The organism is Novosphingobium arvoryzae, assembly GCF_014652615.1.
GTDB lineage: Bacteria > Pseudomonadota > Alphaproteobacteria > Sphingomonadales > Sphingomonadaceae > Novosphingobium > Novosphingobium arvoryzae.
This window is the reverse complement of record NZ_BMZD01000002.1, coordinates 362658-376331: the sequence shown is the minus strand read 5'-3', so window position 1 is coordinate 376331 and position 13674 is coordinate 362658. Positions and strand designations below refer to the sequence as shown.

Genomic DNA, 13674 nt, shown 5'->3' with positions numbered 1-13674 from the left:
CCGAAACGGCGCACCGGGCCAGCCTTGCCTTGCGGGTGGAATGCGCGCTTTTCGACGAACGCGCGACAGCGGGCGTTGAGCGGCACAGCCGCCCGTTTGTGCCGTGCGGGCGCATCTGGCATCCGGCGGGGCAGACTGGACCAATGCTAGCCGAGGTAACCGATGCGCCGACTTCACGCTGCCACCCTGCTTGCCGCCCCCCTGCTGGCGCTGTCGCTGACTGCGGCGGCGCGGGCCGAAGCGCCGGTGTTCGATCCCGAAGCGGTGCGTGCGCACGTGACGTTTCTGGCGGATGACCTGATGGAAGGGCGCGAGGGCGGATCGCGTGGGTATGACATTGCGGCGAACTACGTCGCCTCACAGTATCTCGGCATGGGGCTCCAGCCGGTGAACGGCAGCTATTTCCAGAACCTGATCCTGCGCATGGCGAAGCTGGACGGCACGCCCGCGCTGACGCTGCGCTTTGGCGGGCAGGAACTGCGGATCGATGATACCGCGCAAGTGCTGATCCGCCCCAGCCTGGCTGAACAGCAGGTCGCGCTGGATGCGCCGCTGGTGTTTGCCGGATATGGGCTGGATCACCCCGAACTCGGGCTGAAGGACTATGCCGGGCTGGACGTGAAGGGCAAGATCGTGGTGGTCCTGTCCGGCTATCCCAAGGGCATGAACAGCGAACAGGGCGCGCACCTGAACGCCGAAAAGGCCCTGATGGCGATGAAGCGCGGGGCCGTGGGGATGATCACGGTGCCGACCTTGCAGGAAACCAAGCGGCTGGCGTGGGACCGGCGCAAGGCGCAGGCGGGATCTTCGGCCAAGGGCTGGGTCGGCACCGACGGCAAGGCCTTCGTGCGCGCCAGCGGCATTCGTGCGGGCGCGACGCTGAACCCGGAAATGGCGGCGAAACTGTTCGCGGCGGCCGGCAAACCGCTCGATACGATCCTGGCCGAGGCGGATGTGGCGGGCAAGCGGCCCAAGGGCTTTGCCCTGCGCGCCAGTGGCCGGATCGAAGTCGCCAGCACCTGGACCGACAGGCCCAGCGCCAATGTCGTCGCCATGCTGCCGGGGTCCGATCCCGCGCTGGCCGATGAAGTGGTGGTGATGACCGCGCACCTCGATCACATCGGTGATCACGGCACGGCCGAAGACAAGATTGCCAACGGCGCACTGGACAATGCCAGCGGCGTGGCGACCATGCTGGAAGTGGCCAAGGCGCTGGTCAAGGACAAGACCAACGGCAAGGACGCCCCGCGCCGCCCGATCCTGTTTGCGGCAGTGACCGCGGAAGAAGGCGGGCTGATCGGGTCCGACTATCTGGCGCGCAACCCGGTAACTGGCACGGGCAAGCCGGTGGCGGTCGTCAATTTCGACATGCCGGTGCTGCTCTATCGCTTCACCGATGTGATCGCGTTCGGCGCGGAAGCATCCACGCTGGGGCCGATTGTCGCGGAAAGCGCGGCCAAGGCCGGGATCAAGCTGTCGCCCGATCCGCTGCCCGAAGAGGGGCTGTTCACCCGGTCGGACCACTATCGCTTCGTCCAGCAGGGCGTCCCCTCGGTGTTCCTGATGACCGGGTTTGAAGGGCCGGGCGAAAAGGCGTTCAAGGACTTCCTCGCCACGCACTATCACAAGCCCAGCGACGACCTGAAGCTGCCGATCGACTGGCAGGCGGGCGCGAAGTTTGCCGAAGTGAACTATCACATCATTCGCGGCATCGCCGACGCGACCGAGCAGCCGCGCTGGTATGCCGGGAACCTGTTCGGCAAGGAATTCGCCCCCACCGCGCCCAAGGCCCCCCGTCCCTGAGGATTTCTCCCGTAAGGTTGATTTTAACCCCGATTTGCAATTGCTTCCCGGCGCGGTAGTGTCCGCGCCGCAAGCTGCCATCGGGGCAGGGGATCGGGGGCGTGAAGCTGGTGCCGCAGGGGCTGTTCAACCGTATTGTTCTGGCCATTCTGCTGGTGCTGGGCCTGTCGGGGCCGGCGGTCGCGCAAGCACCGATTCCCTCGGTCATTGAAGATCTCAAGCTGGTGAGCGAGGACGCGGAGCAGGCCGCGTTCATGCTGCGCTTTTCCCCCGAAGTGCCCCGGATGGAACCGCAGAACGCGATCCCCGGCGCGCCCGCGCTGGTGCTGCGCACCACGCTGAAAGTGCAGAAGATCCCGTCGCGCGCGGCCTACAAGGGGCTGGTGCGCGCAACCCTGTTCGAAACGCGCGGGGCCGATCTGGTCATGCGGTTCGAAACCGCGGGCCCGGCCAAGGTCACGGTCGAACCCGCAGCGGGCGGCGTGATTCAGGTGCGCGTGCGCAAGGTCAGCGACGAGGAGGCGACCGGCAGCCGCCCGCTCGGCTCCAGCGGCGAAACGGTGGTTCCGGCCTCGGCCCTTGCCCCCGCGCCGGTCGCGCCCCGGCCCGGCGAGAAGTCCGAGATGATCCCGCTGAAATATGCCGATGTCAGCGAAGTGATCGGGTTGCTGGTCGAAGGCGCGGTGGTGGAACCGAACAACACCTTCATCCGCCGCGAACCGGGCTTTGGCTCGCTCGGCAGCAATGGCCAGCAGAACTACATGCAGGCCGCCAACCCGAACCAGCGCGCCGACAAGCCGCTGGGGCAATCGTTCGGCAACGGGCTTGCCATCGACCGGCGCCTCAACGCGGTGTGGGTTACGGGCACGCCTGAACGGATCGAGCAGGTGAAAGAGCAGATCGCGCTGATCGACGTGCCGGTGGACAGTGTAATCCTGGAAACGCAGTTCGTCGAGCTGACCGAAAGCGGCGCGAAGAACCTGGGGATCGACCTCAACAACAGTTCCGGCCAGCTGGCCGTGGGACGAATCCAGACGGGTGAGTTCCTGCCCTTCAACGTCGATCCCAACGATGTCCTGCCGTCCGGCATGATGCAGGCGGCGATCTATGCCCAGGTCGAAAAGGGCGAGGGCCGCATTCTGTCGCGCCCGCGGATCGCGGCGCAAAGCGGATCGACCGCCAAGATCATCACCGGCGATGCCCTGCCGATCCTGACCTCGATCACGCTGTCAGGGGTCAATGGCGTGTCGCAGCAGGTGCAATACGTGAACGTGGGCGTGACGCTCCAGATCGCGCCGCGGGTCAGCTCGGACGGGTTCGTCACCTCGCAGATCTATGGCGTGGTCTCATCGGTCACCGGCTATTCGCAGGGCTATCCCACGATCAGCCAGCGCGAGGCGGAAACCTCCGCCTCGGTGCGCGATGGGGAGACCTTCGTGATCGGCGGGCTGACGCAGGAAAACATCCTGAAGCGCAAGTCCAAGGTGCCGCTGCTGGGTGATATCCCGCTGGCCGGGCAGCTGTTCCGGCTGGAACGGTCGACCAGTAGCAAGACCGAACTCTACATCGTCATCACCCCGCACATCGTCCGCCACCGCCGGTTCGAGGAGGGAAGCAGCGGGGCAGCACAGGCGAGTGCCGTCGGGCCCGTTCCGGCGCCGTGAGGTTGCGCAAGAATGTTTCGCTAAACATCTGTAAAGGATAAATAAAAATCAGATCCAGCGCTCTGGCTATGGTTAATATTCCGCAAATCATGAAAATCCACAGCGGATGTAACTAACCTCTTCACGACTGGGGTTTGTGCGTTAGTCTGCCTCACATTCCGGTCGCCGCAAGGTCCGTGGCCGGAGCGTTATCTGGAGGGAGTTTCGCATGAAGAAGATGTTCCGCCTTGCCCTGGCCGCCCTGCCGATGGTTGCGCTGGCTGCGCCTGCGGCCCAGGCCCAGGTTGCCGGCGATCCGATTGCAAACAGCTATATCTGCGTGTTCAACAAGGCGGCCGTGTCGCGCGGGAACGCCCAGGCCGAAGCGAACCGCGCCGTGCAGGCCGCTGGCGCGCAGCTGGGCCACGTCTACAGCGTTGCGATCCGCGGCTTCCAGGCCAACGCCTCGGCCCAGGGGATCGAGCGGATGAAGGCCGCCAACCCCAATATCGCGTTCTGCGAACAGGATCAGGTGGTCACTGCCGGTCCGGTCCGCGCCGAAGCCAAGCCGGGCGGCGGCGGCACCACCCAGCCCGCGCAGCAGACCCCGTGGGGCATCACCCGCGTCAACGGCGGCGGCGCAGGCACTTTCGCGACCGCGTGGGTGATCGACAGCGGGATCGACCTGACCCACCCCGACCTCAACGTTGACGTCGCGCGCAGCCGCTCGTTCCTGGGCGGCACCACCACCGCGGCGGACCAGAACGGCCACGGCACGCACGTCGCGGGTACCATTGCCGCGCGCGACAACGCGATTGGCGTGATCGGTGTTGCCCCCGGTGCGCCGGTTGTGGCGGTGCGCGTGCTCGACCGCCGTGGCAGCGGTTCGACTTCGGGCGTGATCGCCGGGATCGACTATGTCGCGGCCAATGGCCGTCCGGGTGACGTTGCGAACATGAGCCTGGGCGGCGGCGTCAGCACCGCGCTGGATACCGCCGTGGTCAACGCGGCGGCGGGCGGGGTGCGCTTTGCGCTGGCCGCCGGCAACGAAAGCGACAACGCGGTCAATCACTCGCCCGCACGCGCCAACGGTCCGAACGTCTTCACCATCTCGGCCTTTGCGGCGGGCGATACGTTTGCCAGCTTCTCCAACTTCGGCAACCCGCCGGTCGACTATGCCGAGCCGGGCGTCAGCATCAAGTCGACCTGGCTGAGCGGGGGCTACAACACGATCAGCGGCACTTCGATGGCGACCCCGCACTTCGCGGGCCTGCTGCTGCAGGGCGCGATCCGCAGTGGCGGGTTTGTCGCGGGCGATCCCGATGGCAACCCGGACGTCATCGGCGTCAAGTAAGCCGGCGCGCAGCCTGCGCTGCAATACGGGGGCGGCCTGCCATGTGCGGGCCGCCCCTTTTGTTTGCATATTCGCCCGGCGGGGCGCACAGTCCTGTTAAATCATCGGTTTACCACGAATGGAGGGCCTCATGTCGCAGATGGGATTTCCGCTGGATCGCCGCAGCCTGCTGGCCGGATTGGCGCTTTTGCCACTGGCCGGGGCCGCTGGCGCGCAGGGGCTGGGTTCGGGCCTTGGCGGGGTGCTGGGCAAGGCATCGGATTCCGCGCTGGACAAGCTCGCGGTGCCCGGTGCGTTCTATGCCGATCCGGCAGTGCGGATCATGCTGCCTTTGCTGGGCGGGGGCGGCGGGCTGTTGGGGCAGGTGCTGTCCAAGGGCAGCAAGCTGGGCCTGACCGATGGCCTGACCCGCAAGCTCAACGATGCGGCGGGGCTCGCCGCGAAAGAGGCCAAGCCCGTTTTCCGCGCCGCGATTGACCGGCTGACCTTGTCCGACGTGCCGGGGATCGCCACCCAGAACGATGGCGCATCGCAATACCTGCGCCGCAGCGCGGGGGATGAGCTGACCGCCAAGCTGCGTCCGCTGATCGACAGCGCGCTGGGCAAGACCGGGGCGTTCACGGCGCTGAACAGGCTGTCGGGCAAGTCGGGCGTCCCCGCACTCTCTGGCCTGACGCGCGACAAGCTGGGCGCATCGGTGACCGATCAGGCGCTGAACGGGATTTTCCGCTACATCGGTGCCGAGGAAGCAAAGCTGCGCGCCAATCCGCTGAAACCGGCGGAATCGCTGCTGAAAGGCATTCTGGGGAACTGACGCGCCTCTTACCCACACACCAAGCCGTCACGCCGGATCAAGTCCGGGGTGACGGGGCGGGTAATGAGAGGGGCGGCGGTCAGCCGTACCGTTGCTGCAACAGCCCCCACGCCGCGCGCAGCCCCAGCGCGTCACCGCCCTTGGGGCGTCCCGGCTTGGCCGCCGGACGCCAGGCGAACGTATCGAAGTGGGCCCAGTCGGTCCCTTCCGGCACGAACTTGTCGAGGAACAGCCCGCCGACAATCGCTCCGGCAAAGCCGTTGCCGCCCGCGTTGTTGAGGTCGGCGATGTCGGATTTCAGGTATTCGCGGTAGCCATCGTGCAGCGGCAGCGGCCAGCACGGATCATCAGCCGCCTTGCCTGCGGCTTGCAGATCGGCGGCGGTTTCCGTCCGGCGGGCCATCAGCGCGGGCAGGTCTGGCCCCAGCGCGACGCGGGCCGCGCCGGTGAGCGTGGCGAAATCGAGCACCAGTTCGGGCGTCTCCTCGCCCGCGCGGGCCAGCGCGTCGCCCAGCACCAGCCGCCCTTCGGCATCGGTGTTGCCGATCTCGACGCTGAGGCCGGCGCGGCTGCGCAGCACGTCGCCGGGGCGGAAGGCATTGCCGGAAATCGCGTTTTCCACCGCCGGGATCACCAGGTGCAGCCGCACTTTCAGCCCGGCCTGCATCACCAGCTGCGCCAGCGCGAGGGCATGGGCAGCGCCGCCCATGTCCTTTTTCATCAGCAACATGCCGGACGATGGCTTGATGTCCAGCCCGCCGGAATCGAAGCACACGCCCTTGCCAACCAGCGCGATGCGGGGATGCGCGGGATCGCCCCAGTGCAGTTCGATCACGCGCGGCGCGTGGCTGCGCGCGGCGGCGCGACCCACGCCGTGCACCATCGGAAAGCCGCGTTCCAGCGCGTCCCCGGATGTTACCTTGAATTCCGCCTTGTGCGCCTTGGCGATCAGCTGGGCTTCGTGCTCCAGCTGGGCCGGGCCCATGTCTTCGGCGGGGGTGTTGACCAGATCGCGGACCAGCGCGACGGCGGCGGCTTCGGCCAGCGCCGGGCCGATCGCCTTGACGTCCTTGGTCAGCAGCACGCGCGGGCCATCGGGGGTGGGATCGCTGCGATAGCGGTCAAACCGGTATTGCCCGCTGACCCAGCCGAACAGGGCCGGGCCCGGCTGCGCGCCCGCGCGGCGATAGGTTCCGGGGGGCAGCACTTCCGCCAGCTTGGCCATGCACCAGCTGGACAGGCTGTTCACATTGGCCACGCCCGATACCACGAACCACCCGTCGCCATCGGGCAGGATGGCATGGGAATAGCCATCGCCGACGAACTTTTGCGCGGCGAGGGCGGCGCGCTGCGGGGCCGATAGTCCCTTGATGAAATCGTCCAGCCCGGCCTTGTCGACGAGGTGGATGGGGGTGGCGGGCTGGCCGCGGTCGGGCTGGATCAGATCGTGCTTGTCGGTCATGTCCGACAGGCAATAGCCAATCGACGCCCGTGCCGCTATAGGCTGCGGCCATGACTCAATACCAGGTTGTCGCCGATAACGAGACCGTCCTGCGCGACGGCACCATCAAGCTGCACGGCCCGGCCGCGTTCGAAGGAATGCGCAAGGCCGGCCGGCTGGCCGCCGAAATCCTCGATGCGCTGGTCGATCATGTCTGTCCCGGCGTGACCACGGGCGAACTGGACGACATCGTGCGCGAAATGACGCTGGCGGGCGGGGCGATCCCGGCAACGCTGGGCTATCGCGGCTATGCGCACAGCTGCTGCACCTCGATCAACAACGTGATCTGCCACGGCATTCCGGGCGACAAGGTGCTGCGCGACGGCGATATCATCAACATCGACGTCACCCCGCTGCTGGACGGCTGGCATGGCGATTCCAGCCGGATGTATCTGGTTGGCGATGTGCCGCTGAAGGCACGGCGGCTGGTCGAAGTGACGTATGAATGCCTGATGATCGGCATCGAGCACGCCCGCCCCGGCGCGCGGCTGGGCGATATCGGCGCGGCCATTCAGGCCCATGCCGAAAAGCACCGCTATGGCGTGGTGCGCGAATTCTGCGGGCATGGCCTGGGCCGCCTGTTCCATGATGCGCCCGAAGTGGTCCATGCCGCGCGCGCCGGGACCGGGCCGGAACTGAAGCCGGGGATGTTCTTCACCATCGAACCGATGATCAACCTGGGCAAGCCGGGGGTGAAGATGCTGGAGGACGGCTGGACGGCGGTGACGCGCGACCGGTCGCTCTCGGCGCAGTTCGAACACTCGCTGGGGATTACCGAGGACGGGTGCGAGATCTTTACGCTCAGCCCGGCAGGCCTGCACAAGCCGCCGTATTGAGTTAGCCGCGCGCGCTGCGGATCGCTGCGCCAGCCGCGAATGGGGTGATCGCCAGCAGCACCAGGCTGAACGCGGCGGTGAGAGCGATGCCGCTTTCCCCGCCGATGGCCAGGCTGCCCGCGCCGAACACCAGCAGCGGGATCGCCAGCGGAATCACCAGCAATCCGCCCAGCGCCGCACCGCCGCGCAGGCCTGCGGTCAGGGCGGCGACCATCACGCCCAGCGCGGCGAGGCCGGGGGTGCCGGCCAGCAGGCCCAGCTCGACAATCCGCAGCTTGTCCGCATCGATCCCGACCAGTGCGGAGGCGGGCACCGCGGCCAGCATCAGCGGTGGGCCGAAGCTGAGCCAGTGCGCCAGCACCCGCACCGCGACGATCAGTTCCTCACTGATCCCGCGCAGCGCCCACTGATCGAACATCCCCTGTTCCAGATCGGGTTCGATCAGCCGGTCGAGCGGCAGGATCGCCGCCAGCAGTGCCGCGACCCAGATCACGCCGCCGCCGGTCCGCGCCAGCAGCGGCGCATCGGGGCCGACCGCAAAGGGATAGAGCATCGCCACGGCCAGGAAGAACAGCACCGGCAGGGTCGCCCCGCCGCGCCGTCCGCCCAGCAGCAACAGGCCCAGATCGCGGCGCAGCAGGGTGAACAGCCGCGCGCTCACGCCACGTGCTCCAGCAGGTCCAGCCGCTGCAGGCCGGGCAGGTTGAACGGCTGGTGCGATGCGATCACGCAGATGCCGCCCTGCCGGCAATGCTCGGCCGCCAGCGCCTCCACCAATGCGACGCCCCTGGTGTCCAGCCCGTTGAGCGGTTCGTCGAGCAGCCAGATCGCCGCCTTCTGCCCCAGCAGCCGGGCGAGGGCGGCGCGCTTTTTCTGGCCGGTGGAGAGATAGCGCACCGGCACGTCGAGCAGGGCGGAGAGGCCCAGCTGTGCCAATTCGTTGTCCGCCGGTCCGTCGATCCGCTGCCAGAACCCCAGCGCCTCGCCCAGCGGCTTGTGCGGGTCCAGCGCGGGGCGTTCATCGACCAGGCCGATGGTGCCGGTGCGCTCGACTGTGCCCGCATAGGCCGGGGCGAGACCCGCGAGGATGCGGATCAGGCTGGATTTGCCGATCCCGTTCGCGCCGACCAGTTGCAGCGCCTGCCCGCTGGACAGCGCAAACGACAGGGCGCGAAACAGCAGACGGTCGCCGCGGCGGCAGGCCAGTGTGTTCGCGGCGATGCGGCAGTCTTGCATGGCGGCACGCGATAGGGGAAAGCCATGCCCCTGCCAAGGAGAGCCTGATGTCGATTCCCCGCCTGACCGATGCCGAAGTGTCCGCGCTGCTGGCCGCGCACCCCGAATGGACGCTGCGCGCCGATGGTAAGGCGCTGGAACGCGAACTGCGCTTTGCCGATTTCAACGAGGCCTTCGGGTTCATGACCCGCGTCGCGCTCTATGCCGACAAGGCCGATCACCACCCCGAATGGTTCAACGTCTATAACCGCGTGCAGATCACGCTGACCACGCACGACGCCGATGGCCTGTCGGCCCGCGACGCCGCGATGGTGGAGGCGATTGCCGGGATGACGGGGGGCTAACCGCCCAGCGCCCTAACCGCCCAGCGGCTTCAGCGACGAACGGGTCTGCTTGCGCAGTTTGCCCGGCATCCAGCGGGCGGCAAAGGCCAGCCGGTGCGCGGTCTTGCCGACGCGGGTGTGCAGCGCCTTGCCGTGGACGGCGTTCCATGCGGCCTCGGCCACTTCGCCAACCGGCGTGATTTCCAGCCCCGCGTCCTGCACCCGCCCGCGAATCCTGGCATTGTCGCCCTGGTTGGAGGCCTGATCCAGCAGCGGCGTGTCGATGAAGGCGGGCATCAGGCTGGCGACCTTGATCCCGTCCCCGGACCATTCGGCATCAAGGCATTCGGTGATCGCGCGCACCCCGAACTTGGTCGCGGAATAGACCGATGCCCCCGGTGTGCCATAGATCCCCGCCGCGCTGGCGGTGTTGAGCAGGCACGAACCCGGCGCGCTGGCCTTCAGCCACGGATGCGCGGCCTGCGCGCCGAACAGCACGCCTTTCAGGTTGATGTCGAGGCAGCGTTCGATTTCCGCCACGTTGTTGTCGATCAACTGCCCGCCCAGCGGCACCCCGGCATTGTTGAACATCACATCGATCCGGCCGCCCGCAGCGGCGGCGAAGGCGGCCAGCGCATCGTCCCACGCGGCGCGGTCCCGCACATCGAGCAGGTGGACAGAACTGGCCCCGGCGGGAATGCCGGCGGCGGTTTCGCGCATCCCGGCCTCGTTCACATCGGCCAGGCCCACGAACCAGCCGCGCGCGCCGAACAACTGCGCGACGGCCCGGCCGATGCCCGATGCCGCGCCGGTGATGAAGATGCTCTTGTGCTGCGCCACCGCGCTCTCCCGAATCATGCTGACATTTATGTCAGTATTCTTAGAGCGCCGGATTGTTATAGCAATGCCAGGTGAGGATCGCGGTCGCGCCCCGGTGCGGACGCCAGGCTTCGGCCAGTTCGCGGGTGCGCTTTTCGCTGGGGCGCTCGGGCAGGTCCAGCAGCTTGTGCAGGCCCGCCTGCACTGCCAGATCGCCCGCCGGCCAGACATCGCCGCGCCCCTCTGCGAACAGCAGGTAGATTTCAGCGGACCAGCGGCCGATCCCCTTGATCCGGGTCAGCTGGGCAATCGCCTCCTCGTCATCCTCGGGCAGATGGTCGAAATCCACCGCGCCGGTTACGACCAGTTCGCACAGCGAGCGGATATAGCCCTGTTTCTGGCGGGAAAGGCCGCAGGCGCGCAGCGTGTCGAAATCGGATTCCAGCACGCGCTCCAGGCTCAGCTCCGGTCCGATGTGCGCCTCCAGCTTGCGCCACATCGATGCCGCCGCCGCGACGCTGACCTGCTGGCCGACAATGGTGCGCAGCAGGGTGCCATAGCCGCGTTTGCGGATCCGCGGTTCGGGATAACCGGCCACTTCCAGGGCGCGGGCAAAGGCGGGTTCGATCCCGGCAACGGCGTCCAGGCTTTGCTTCAATTGTGCGGCGGTCAAGCCCATGCTTGCGGTCCTGCTTGCCAAAGGAAAAACGAGTGGCTAGCAGCCACGGCGATGCGCCGATAGGGGGCGCAAGCAAGAGGGATCTGGATCATGCCGAAGCTGGTGGTTGTCAATCGCGCGGGTGAAGAGAAGACGGTCGAGGCGAGCGCGGGCCTGTCGGTCATGGAAGTGATCCGCGACAACGGCTTTGACGAACTGCTGGCCCTGTGCGGCGGCTGCTGCAGCTGCGCGACCTGCCACGTCTATGTCGATCCGGCCTTTGCCGGTGCGGTCGAACCGATGAGCGAAGACGAGAACGACCTGCTCGACAGCTCGGACCACCGCAACGAAACCTCGCGCCTGTCGTGCCAGATCCACCTGACCGACGCGCTGGATGGCCTGAAGGTCACCATCGCGCAGGAAGACTGATCGGGCGGGGGCTGCCCGGTCTGCCCCCATTCCAGCTTTTGCTGCCCCAAGCGCAAATCCGTTGCGTTGGGGCAGCGCCGCTCTTACCTCTGCGGCCATGACTGCATTCAACGTACAATCGAACACGCTCGATCTGATCGGCAACACGCCGCTTGTCCTGTTGCAGGGGCCGAGCGAGGCCGCGGGCTGTGAAATCTGGGGCAAGTGCGAATTCGCCAATCCCGGCGCGTCGGTAAAGGACCGGGCGGCGCTGTGGATCGTGCGCGATGCCGAGGCGCGCGGCACCTTGCAGCCCGGCGGGACCATCGTCGAGGGAACCGCCGGGAATACCGGCATCGGGCTGGCGCTGGTGGCCAATGCGCTGGGCTACAAGACGGTGATCGTCATGCCCGAAACCCAGTCGCGGGAGAAGATGGACACGTTGCGCGCGCTGGGGGCGGAACTGGTGCTGGTTCCGGCGGCGCCGTTTTCCAACCCGGGCCACTTCGTGCACACCTCGCGCTGTCTGGCCGAGGAGACGGAAGGGGCGATCTGGGCCAACCAGTTCGACAACATCGCCAACCGCAAGGCCCATATCGAATCCACCGCGCCCGAAATCTGGGCGCAGCTGGAAGGCCGGGTGGACGGCTTCACCTGCGCGGCGGGCACGGGCGGGACCATTGCCGGGGTCGGCATGGGGCTGAAGGCGTTTGACGAAAACATCCGCATCGCGCTGACCGATCCGCACGGCGCGGCGCTCTACAACTATTACGCGCATGGCGAGCTGAAGGCCGAAGGGTCGTCTGTCGCCGAAGGGATCGGGCAGGGGCGGATCACCGCCAACCTCGATGGCGCGCCGATCGACACGCAGTTCCGCATTTCGGACGAGGAAGGGCTGGACTGGGTCGCGCGGCTGCTGCGCGAGGAAGGGCTGTGCCTGGGCCTGTCGTCGGGCATCAACGTGGCCGGTGCGGTCGCGCTGGGCCGCCAGCTGGTGGCCGAAGGGCGCGAGGACGCGCGGGTGGCGACGATCCTGTGCGACACCGGCTTCCGCTATCTCTCCAGCCTCTACAACGCCGACTGGCTGCGTTCGAAGGGCCTGCCGGTATTCCCCTGGCTGGCCTGATCGGATAGGATAGGCGGGCATGGCAACTCAGCCCCCCTTCAACGGCAATGGCCGCGTGCTGGAACCGCTTTCCGGACCGCAGCATTTCGTGCCGCCGACGGCGCGGGAACTGCGGGCGCAGGCGGTGCAACGCCTGCAGGCCGGGCTGTTCGGGCTGGCAGCGATCGTGCTGATCGTCGGCCTGGCCAACATCATCAACGATCGCGCGCGATTGAGCGAAGCCGCCAACCCCGCGCCGCCCTCCGCCATGGAAGCGAAGGACGGTTCGGAGGCGAAGGCCGATCCGTTGGCCGATGCCGGGGTGGTGCCCGCCACCAAGGCAGAGGAAACGCCTGCCGCCGCCGCGCCGGGTGGCCCCGCCAATTAGTCGCTCGCGCCGGGTCTGGCTGGCTGCGGCGGCGCTTGTCGCGGGGCTGGCGCCGTGGGCGATGCAGCCGCGCGGCGCCCCGCCGGGCGAACCGATCGGGTTGTTCACCACGCTTCCGATCCTGTGGAACGAGGCGCCCGACATTGCGGCGCAGCTGAACGATCCCGCTCCGCCGCACTGGGCCCGCGCCGAATTGACCGCGCGCGGCGCGATCATGCCGCTCGATGCTCTGGCCGGGACTGGCGCGCGCGCGCCGCTGGATGGTTTGCGGCGGCTCGTGATCGCCCAGCCGCGTCCGCTCAGTCCGGACGAAAACGTGGCGCTGGATGCCTGGGTGCGGGGAGGGGGACGGCTGCTGTTGCTGGCTGATCCGGCCCTGACCCAGCATTCCGACTTTGCCATTACCGACCCCCGCCGTCCGCAAGCCGTGGCGTTGCTTTCCCCCATTCTCACCCGGTGGGGGCTGGAGCTGACCTTTGATGAAAGCCAGCCCTTCGGTGCGCGCACGCAGCCGGGGCCAGAGGCGGCGCTGCCCTACAATCTTGCCGGACGCTGGCGGATTGCGGGGCCGCCTGCCGGGGGCGGGCAGTGCCGCGCTCTCGCCGATGCGCTGGTGGTGATCTGCACGGTCGGGGCGGGCCGGGTGGTGGCCGTGGCCGATGCGGCGGTGCTTGAACCGATCGACCCCGCCGGAGAGCGCCGCACGGCGCTGGCCTGGCTGCTCGACGCACTGGCGCGGGACCGCTGAGCGGGGCAGAGTCGGGAAATTGCGGGAACGGCCGTTTC

Annotated in this window: 15 protein-coding genes; 10 read left to right on the top strand and 5 right to left on the bottom strand. The window is 67.7% G+C overall.

Annotated features, from left to right (window positions below; all coding sequences use genetic code 11):
- Positions 1-162 precede the first annotated feature (162 nt).
- From IE113_RS05110 to IE113_RS05095, 4 genes are all read left to right on the top strand, one after another.
- The gene (locus IE113_RS05110; protein ID WP_189539339.1) at positions 163-1803 is read left to right on the top strand and encodes a M28 family metallopeptidase; all 1641 of its coding nucleotides are present in this window, start codon (positions 163-165) and stop codon (positions 1801-1803) included.
- A gap of 101 nt (positions 1804-1904) precedes the next feature.
- Positions 1905-3467: a secretin GspD/PilQ domain-containing protein gene (locus tag IE113_RS05105; protein ID WP_189539338.1), complete on the top strand. Its 1563-nt coding sequence runs from the start codon at positions 1905-1907 to the stop codon at positions 3465-3467.
- Between the two features lie 208 nt (positions 3468-3675).
- Positions 3676-4800, top strand: coding sequence for a S8 family serine peptidase (locus IE113_RS05100; RefSeq protein WP_189539337.1), 1125 nt, complete (start codon positions 3676-3678; stop codon positions 4798-4800).
- A gap of 130 nt (positions 4801-4930) precedes the next feature.
- Positions 4931-5614, top strand: a complete 684-nt coding sequence (locus IE113_RS05095; RefSeq protein WP_229822150.1) for a DUF4197 domain-containing protein — start codon at positions 4931-4933, stop codon at positions 5612-5614.
- Between the two features lie 79 nt (positions 5615-5693).
- Here the strand turns inward: IE113_RS05095 and IE113_RS05090 are convergent, their stop codons facing one another.
- Entirely contained in the window at positions 5694-7076 is a 1383-nt protein-coding gene (locus tag IE113_RS05090) for a leucyl aminopeptidase family protein (protein WP_189539336.1), read from the bottom strand.
- A gap of 50 nt (positions 7077-7126) precedes the next feature.
- Between IE113_RS05090 and map the strand changes: the two genes are divergently transcribed.
- The gene (gene map, locus IE113_RS05085) at positions 7127-7951 is read left to right on the top strand and encodes a type I methionyl aminopeptidase (protein ID WP_189539335.1); all 825 of its coding nucleotides are present in this window, start codon (positions 7127-7129) and stop codon (positions 7949-7951) included.
- 1 nt (position 7952) lies between these two features.
- On the opposite strand, the gene IE113_RS05080 is transcribed toward map, so the two are convergent.
- Both IE113_RS05080 and ccmA read right to left on the bottom strand, forming a co-directional pair.
- Positions 7953-8612 (bottom strand): heme exporter protein CcmB, encoded by a 660-nt coding sequence (locus tag IE113_RS05080; protein ID WP_189539334.1) that lies wholly within the window; start codon positions 8610-8612, stop codon positions 7953-7955.
- Entirely contained in the window at positions 8609-9187 is a 579-nt protein-coding gene (gene ccmA / locus IE113_RS05075; protein ID WP_189539333.1) for a heme ABC exporter ATP-binding protein CcmA, read from the bottom strand. Before ccmA ends, IE113_RS05080 begins: the two co-directional genes overlap by 4 nt.
- Before the next feature lie 47 nt (positions 9188-9234).
- On the opposite strand from ccmA, the gene IE113_RS05070 reads away from it, so the two are divergent.
- Entirely contained in the window at positions 9235-9531 is a 297-nt protein-coding gene (locus IE113_RS05070; protein ID WP_189539332.1) for a 4a-hydroxytetrahydrobiopterin dehydratase, read from the top strand.
- 12 nt (positions 9532-9543) lie between these two features.
- On the opposite strand, the gene IE113_RS05065 is transcribed toward IE113_RS05070, so the two are convergent.
- Complete coding sequence (locus IE113_RS05065; protein WP_189539331.1) at positions 9544-10368, bottom strand: SDR family oxidoreductase; 825 nt, start codon at positions 10366-10368, stop codon at positions 9544-9546.
- Positions 10369-10390: 22 nt separating this feature from the next.
- On the bottom strand, positions 10391-11008 hold the full coding sequence (locus IE113_RS05060; protein ID WP_189539330.1) for a DNA-3-methyladenine glycosylase family protein: 618 nt from the start codon (positions 11006-11008) through the stop codon (positions 10391-10393).
- Between the two features lie 90 nt (positions 11009-11098).
- Here IE113_RS05060 and IE113_RS05055 point away from each other — a divergent pair, with 90 nt between their 5' ends.
- From IE113_RS05055 to IE113_RS05040, 4 genes are all read left to right on the top strand, one after another.
- Positions 11099-11416: a 2Fe-2S iron-sulfur cluster-binding protein gene (locus tag IE113_RS05055; protein WP_189539329.1), complete on the top strand. Its 318-nt coding sequence runs from the start codon at positions 11099-11101 to the stop codon at positions 11414-11416.
- A gap of 97 nt (positions 11417-11513) precedes the next feature.
- Complete coding sequence (locus IE113_RS05050; protein WP_189539328.1) at positions 11514-12521, top strand: cysteine synthase A; 1008 nt, start codon at positions 11514-11516, stop codon at positions 12519-12521.
- A 19-nt stretch (positions 12522-12540) separates the two neighbouring features.
- Positions 12541-12888, top strand: coding sequence for a hypothetical protein (locus tag IE113_RS05045; RefSeq protein WP_189539327.1), 348 nt, complete (start codon positions 12541-12543; stop codon positions 12886-12888).
- The gene (locus tag IE113_RS05040) at positions 12872-13636 is read left to right on the top strand and encodes a motility-associated ABC transporter substrate-binding family protein (RefSeq protein WP_189539326.1); all 765 of its coding nucleotides are present in this window, start codon (positions 12872-12874) and stop codon (positions 13634-13636) included. The genes IE113_RS05045 and IE113_RS05040 overlap by 17 nt, the downstream gene beginning before the upstream one ends.
- The last annotated feature ends 38 nt before the right edge of the window (positions 13637-13674 follow it).

Bases quoted from the DNA above. Each gene is read 5' to 3' on its own strand.
- IE113_RS05110 (WP_189539339.1), top strand. From the start codon at position 163: ATGCGCCGACTTCACGCTGCCACCCTGCTTGCCGCCCCCCTGCTGGCG.
- IE113_RS05100 (WP_189539337.1), top strand. From the start codon at position 3,676: ATGAAGAAGATGTTCCGCCTTGCCCTGGCCGCCCTGCCGATGGTTGCG.
- IE113_RS05095 (WP_229822150.1), top strand. From the start codon at position 4,931: ATGTCGCAGATGGGATTTCCGCTGGATCGCCGCAGCCTGCTGGCCGGA.
- IE113_RS05090 (WP_189539336.1), bottom strand. From the start codon at position 7,076: ATGACCGACAAGCACGATCTGATCCAGCCCGACCGCGGCCAGCCCGCC.
- map (WP_189539335.1), top strand. From the start codon at position 7,127: ATGACTCAATACCAGGTTGTCGCCGATAACGAGACCGTCCTGCGCGAC.
- ccmA (WP_189539333.1), bottom strand. From the start codon at position 9,187: ATGCAAGACTGCCGCATCGCCGCGAACACACTGGCCTGCCGCCGCGGC.
- IE113_RS05070 (WP_189539332.1), top strand. From the start codon at position 9,235: ATGTCGATTCCCCGCCTGACCGATGCCGAAGTGTCCGCGCTGCTGGCC.
- IE113_RS05065 (WP_189539331.1), bottom strand. From the start codon at position 10,368: ATGATTCGGGAGAGCGCGGTGGCGCAGCACAAGAGCATCTTCATCACC.
- IE113_RS05060 (WP_189539330.1), bottom strand. From the start codon at position 11,008: ATGGGCTTGACCGCCGCACAATTGAAGCAAAGCCTGGACGCCGTTGCC.
- IE113_RS05055 (WP_189539329.1), top strand. From the start codon at position 11,099: ATGCCGAAGCTGGTGGTTGTCAATCGCGCGGGTGAAGAGAAGACGGTC.
- IE113_RS05050 (WP_189539328.1), top strand. From the start codon at position 11,514: ATGACTGCATTCAACGTACAATCGAACACGCTCGATCTGATCGGCAAC.
- IE113_RS05045 (WP_189539327.1), top strand. From the start codon at position 12,541: ATGGCAACTCAGCCCCCCTTCAACGGCAATGGCCGCGTGCTGGAACCG.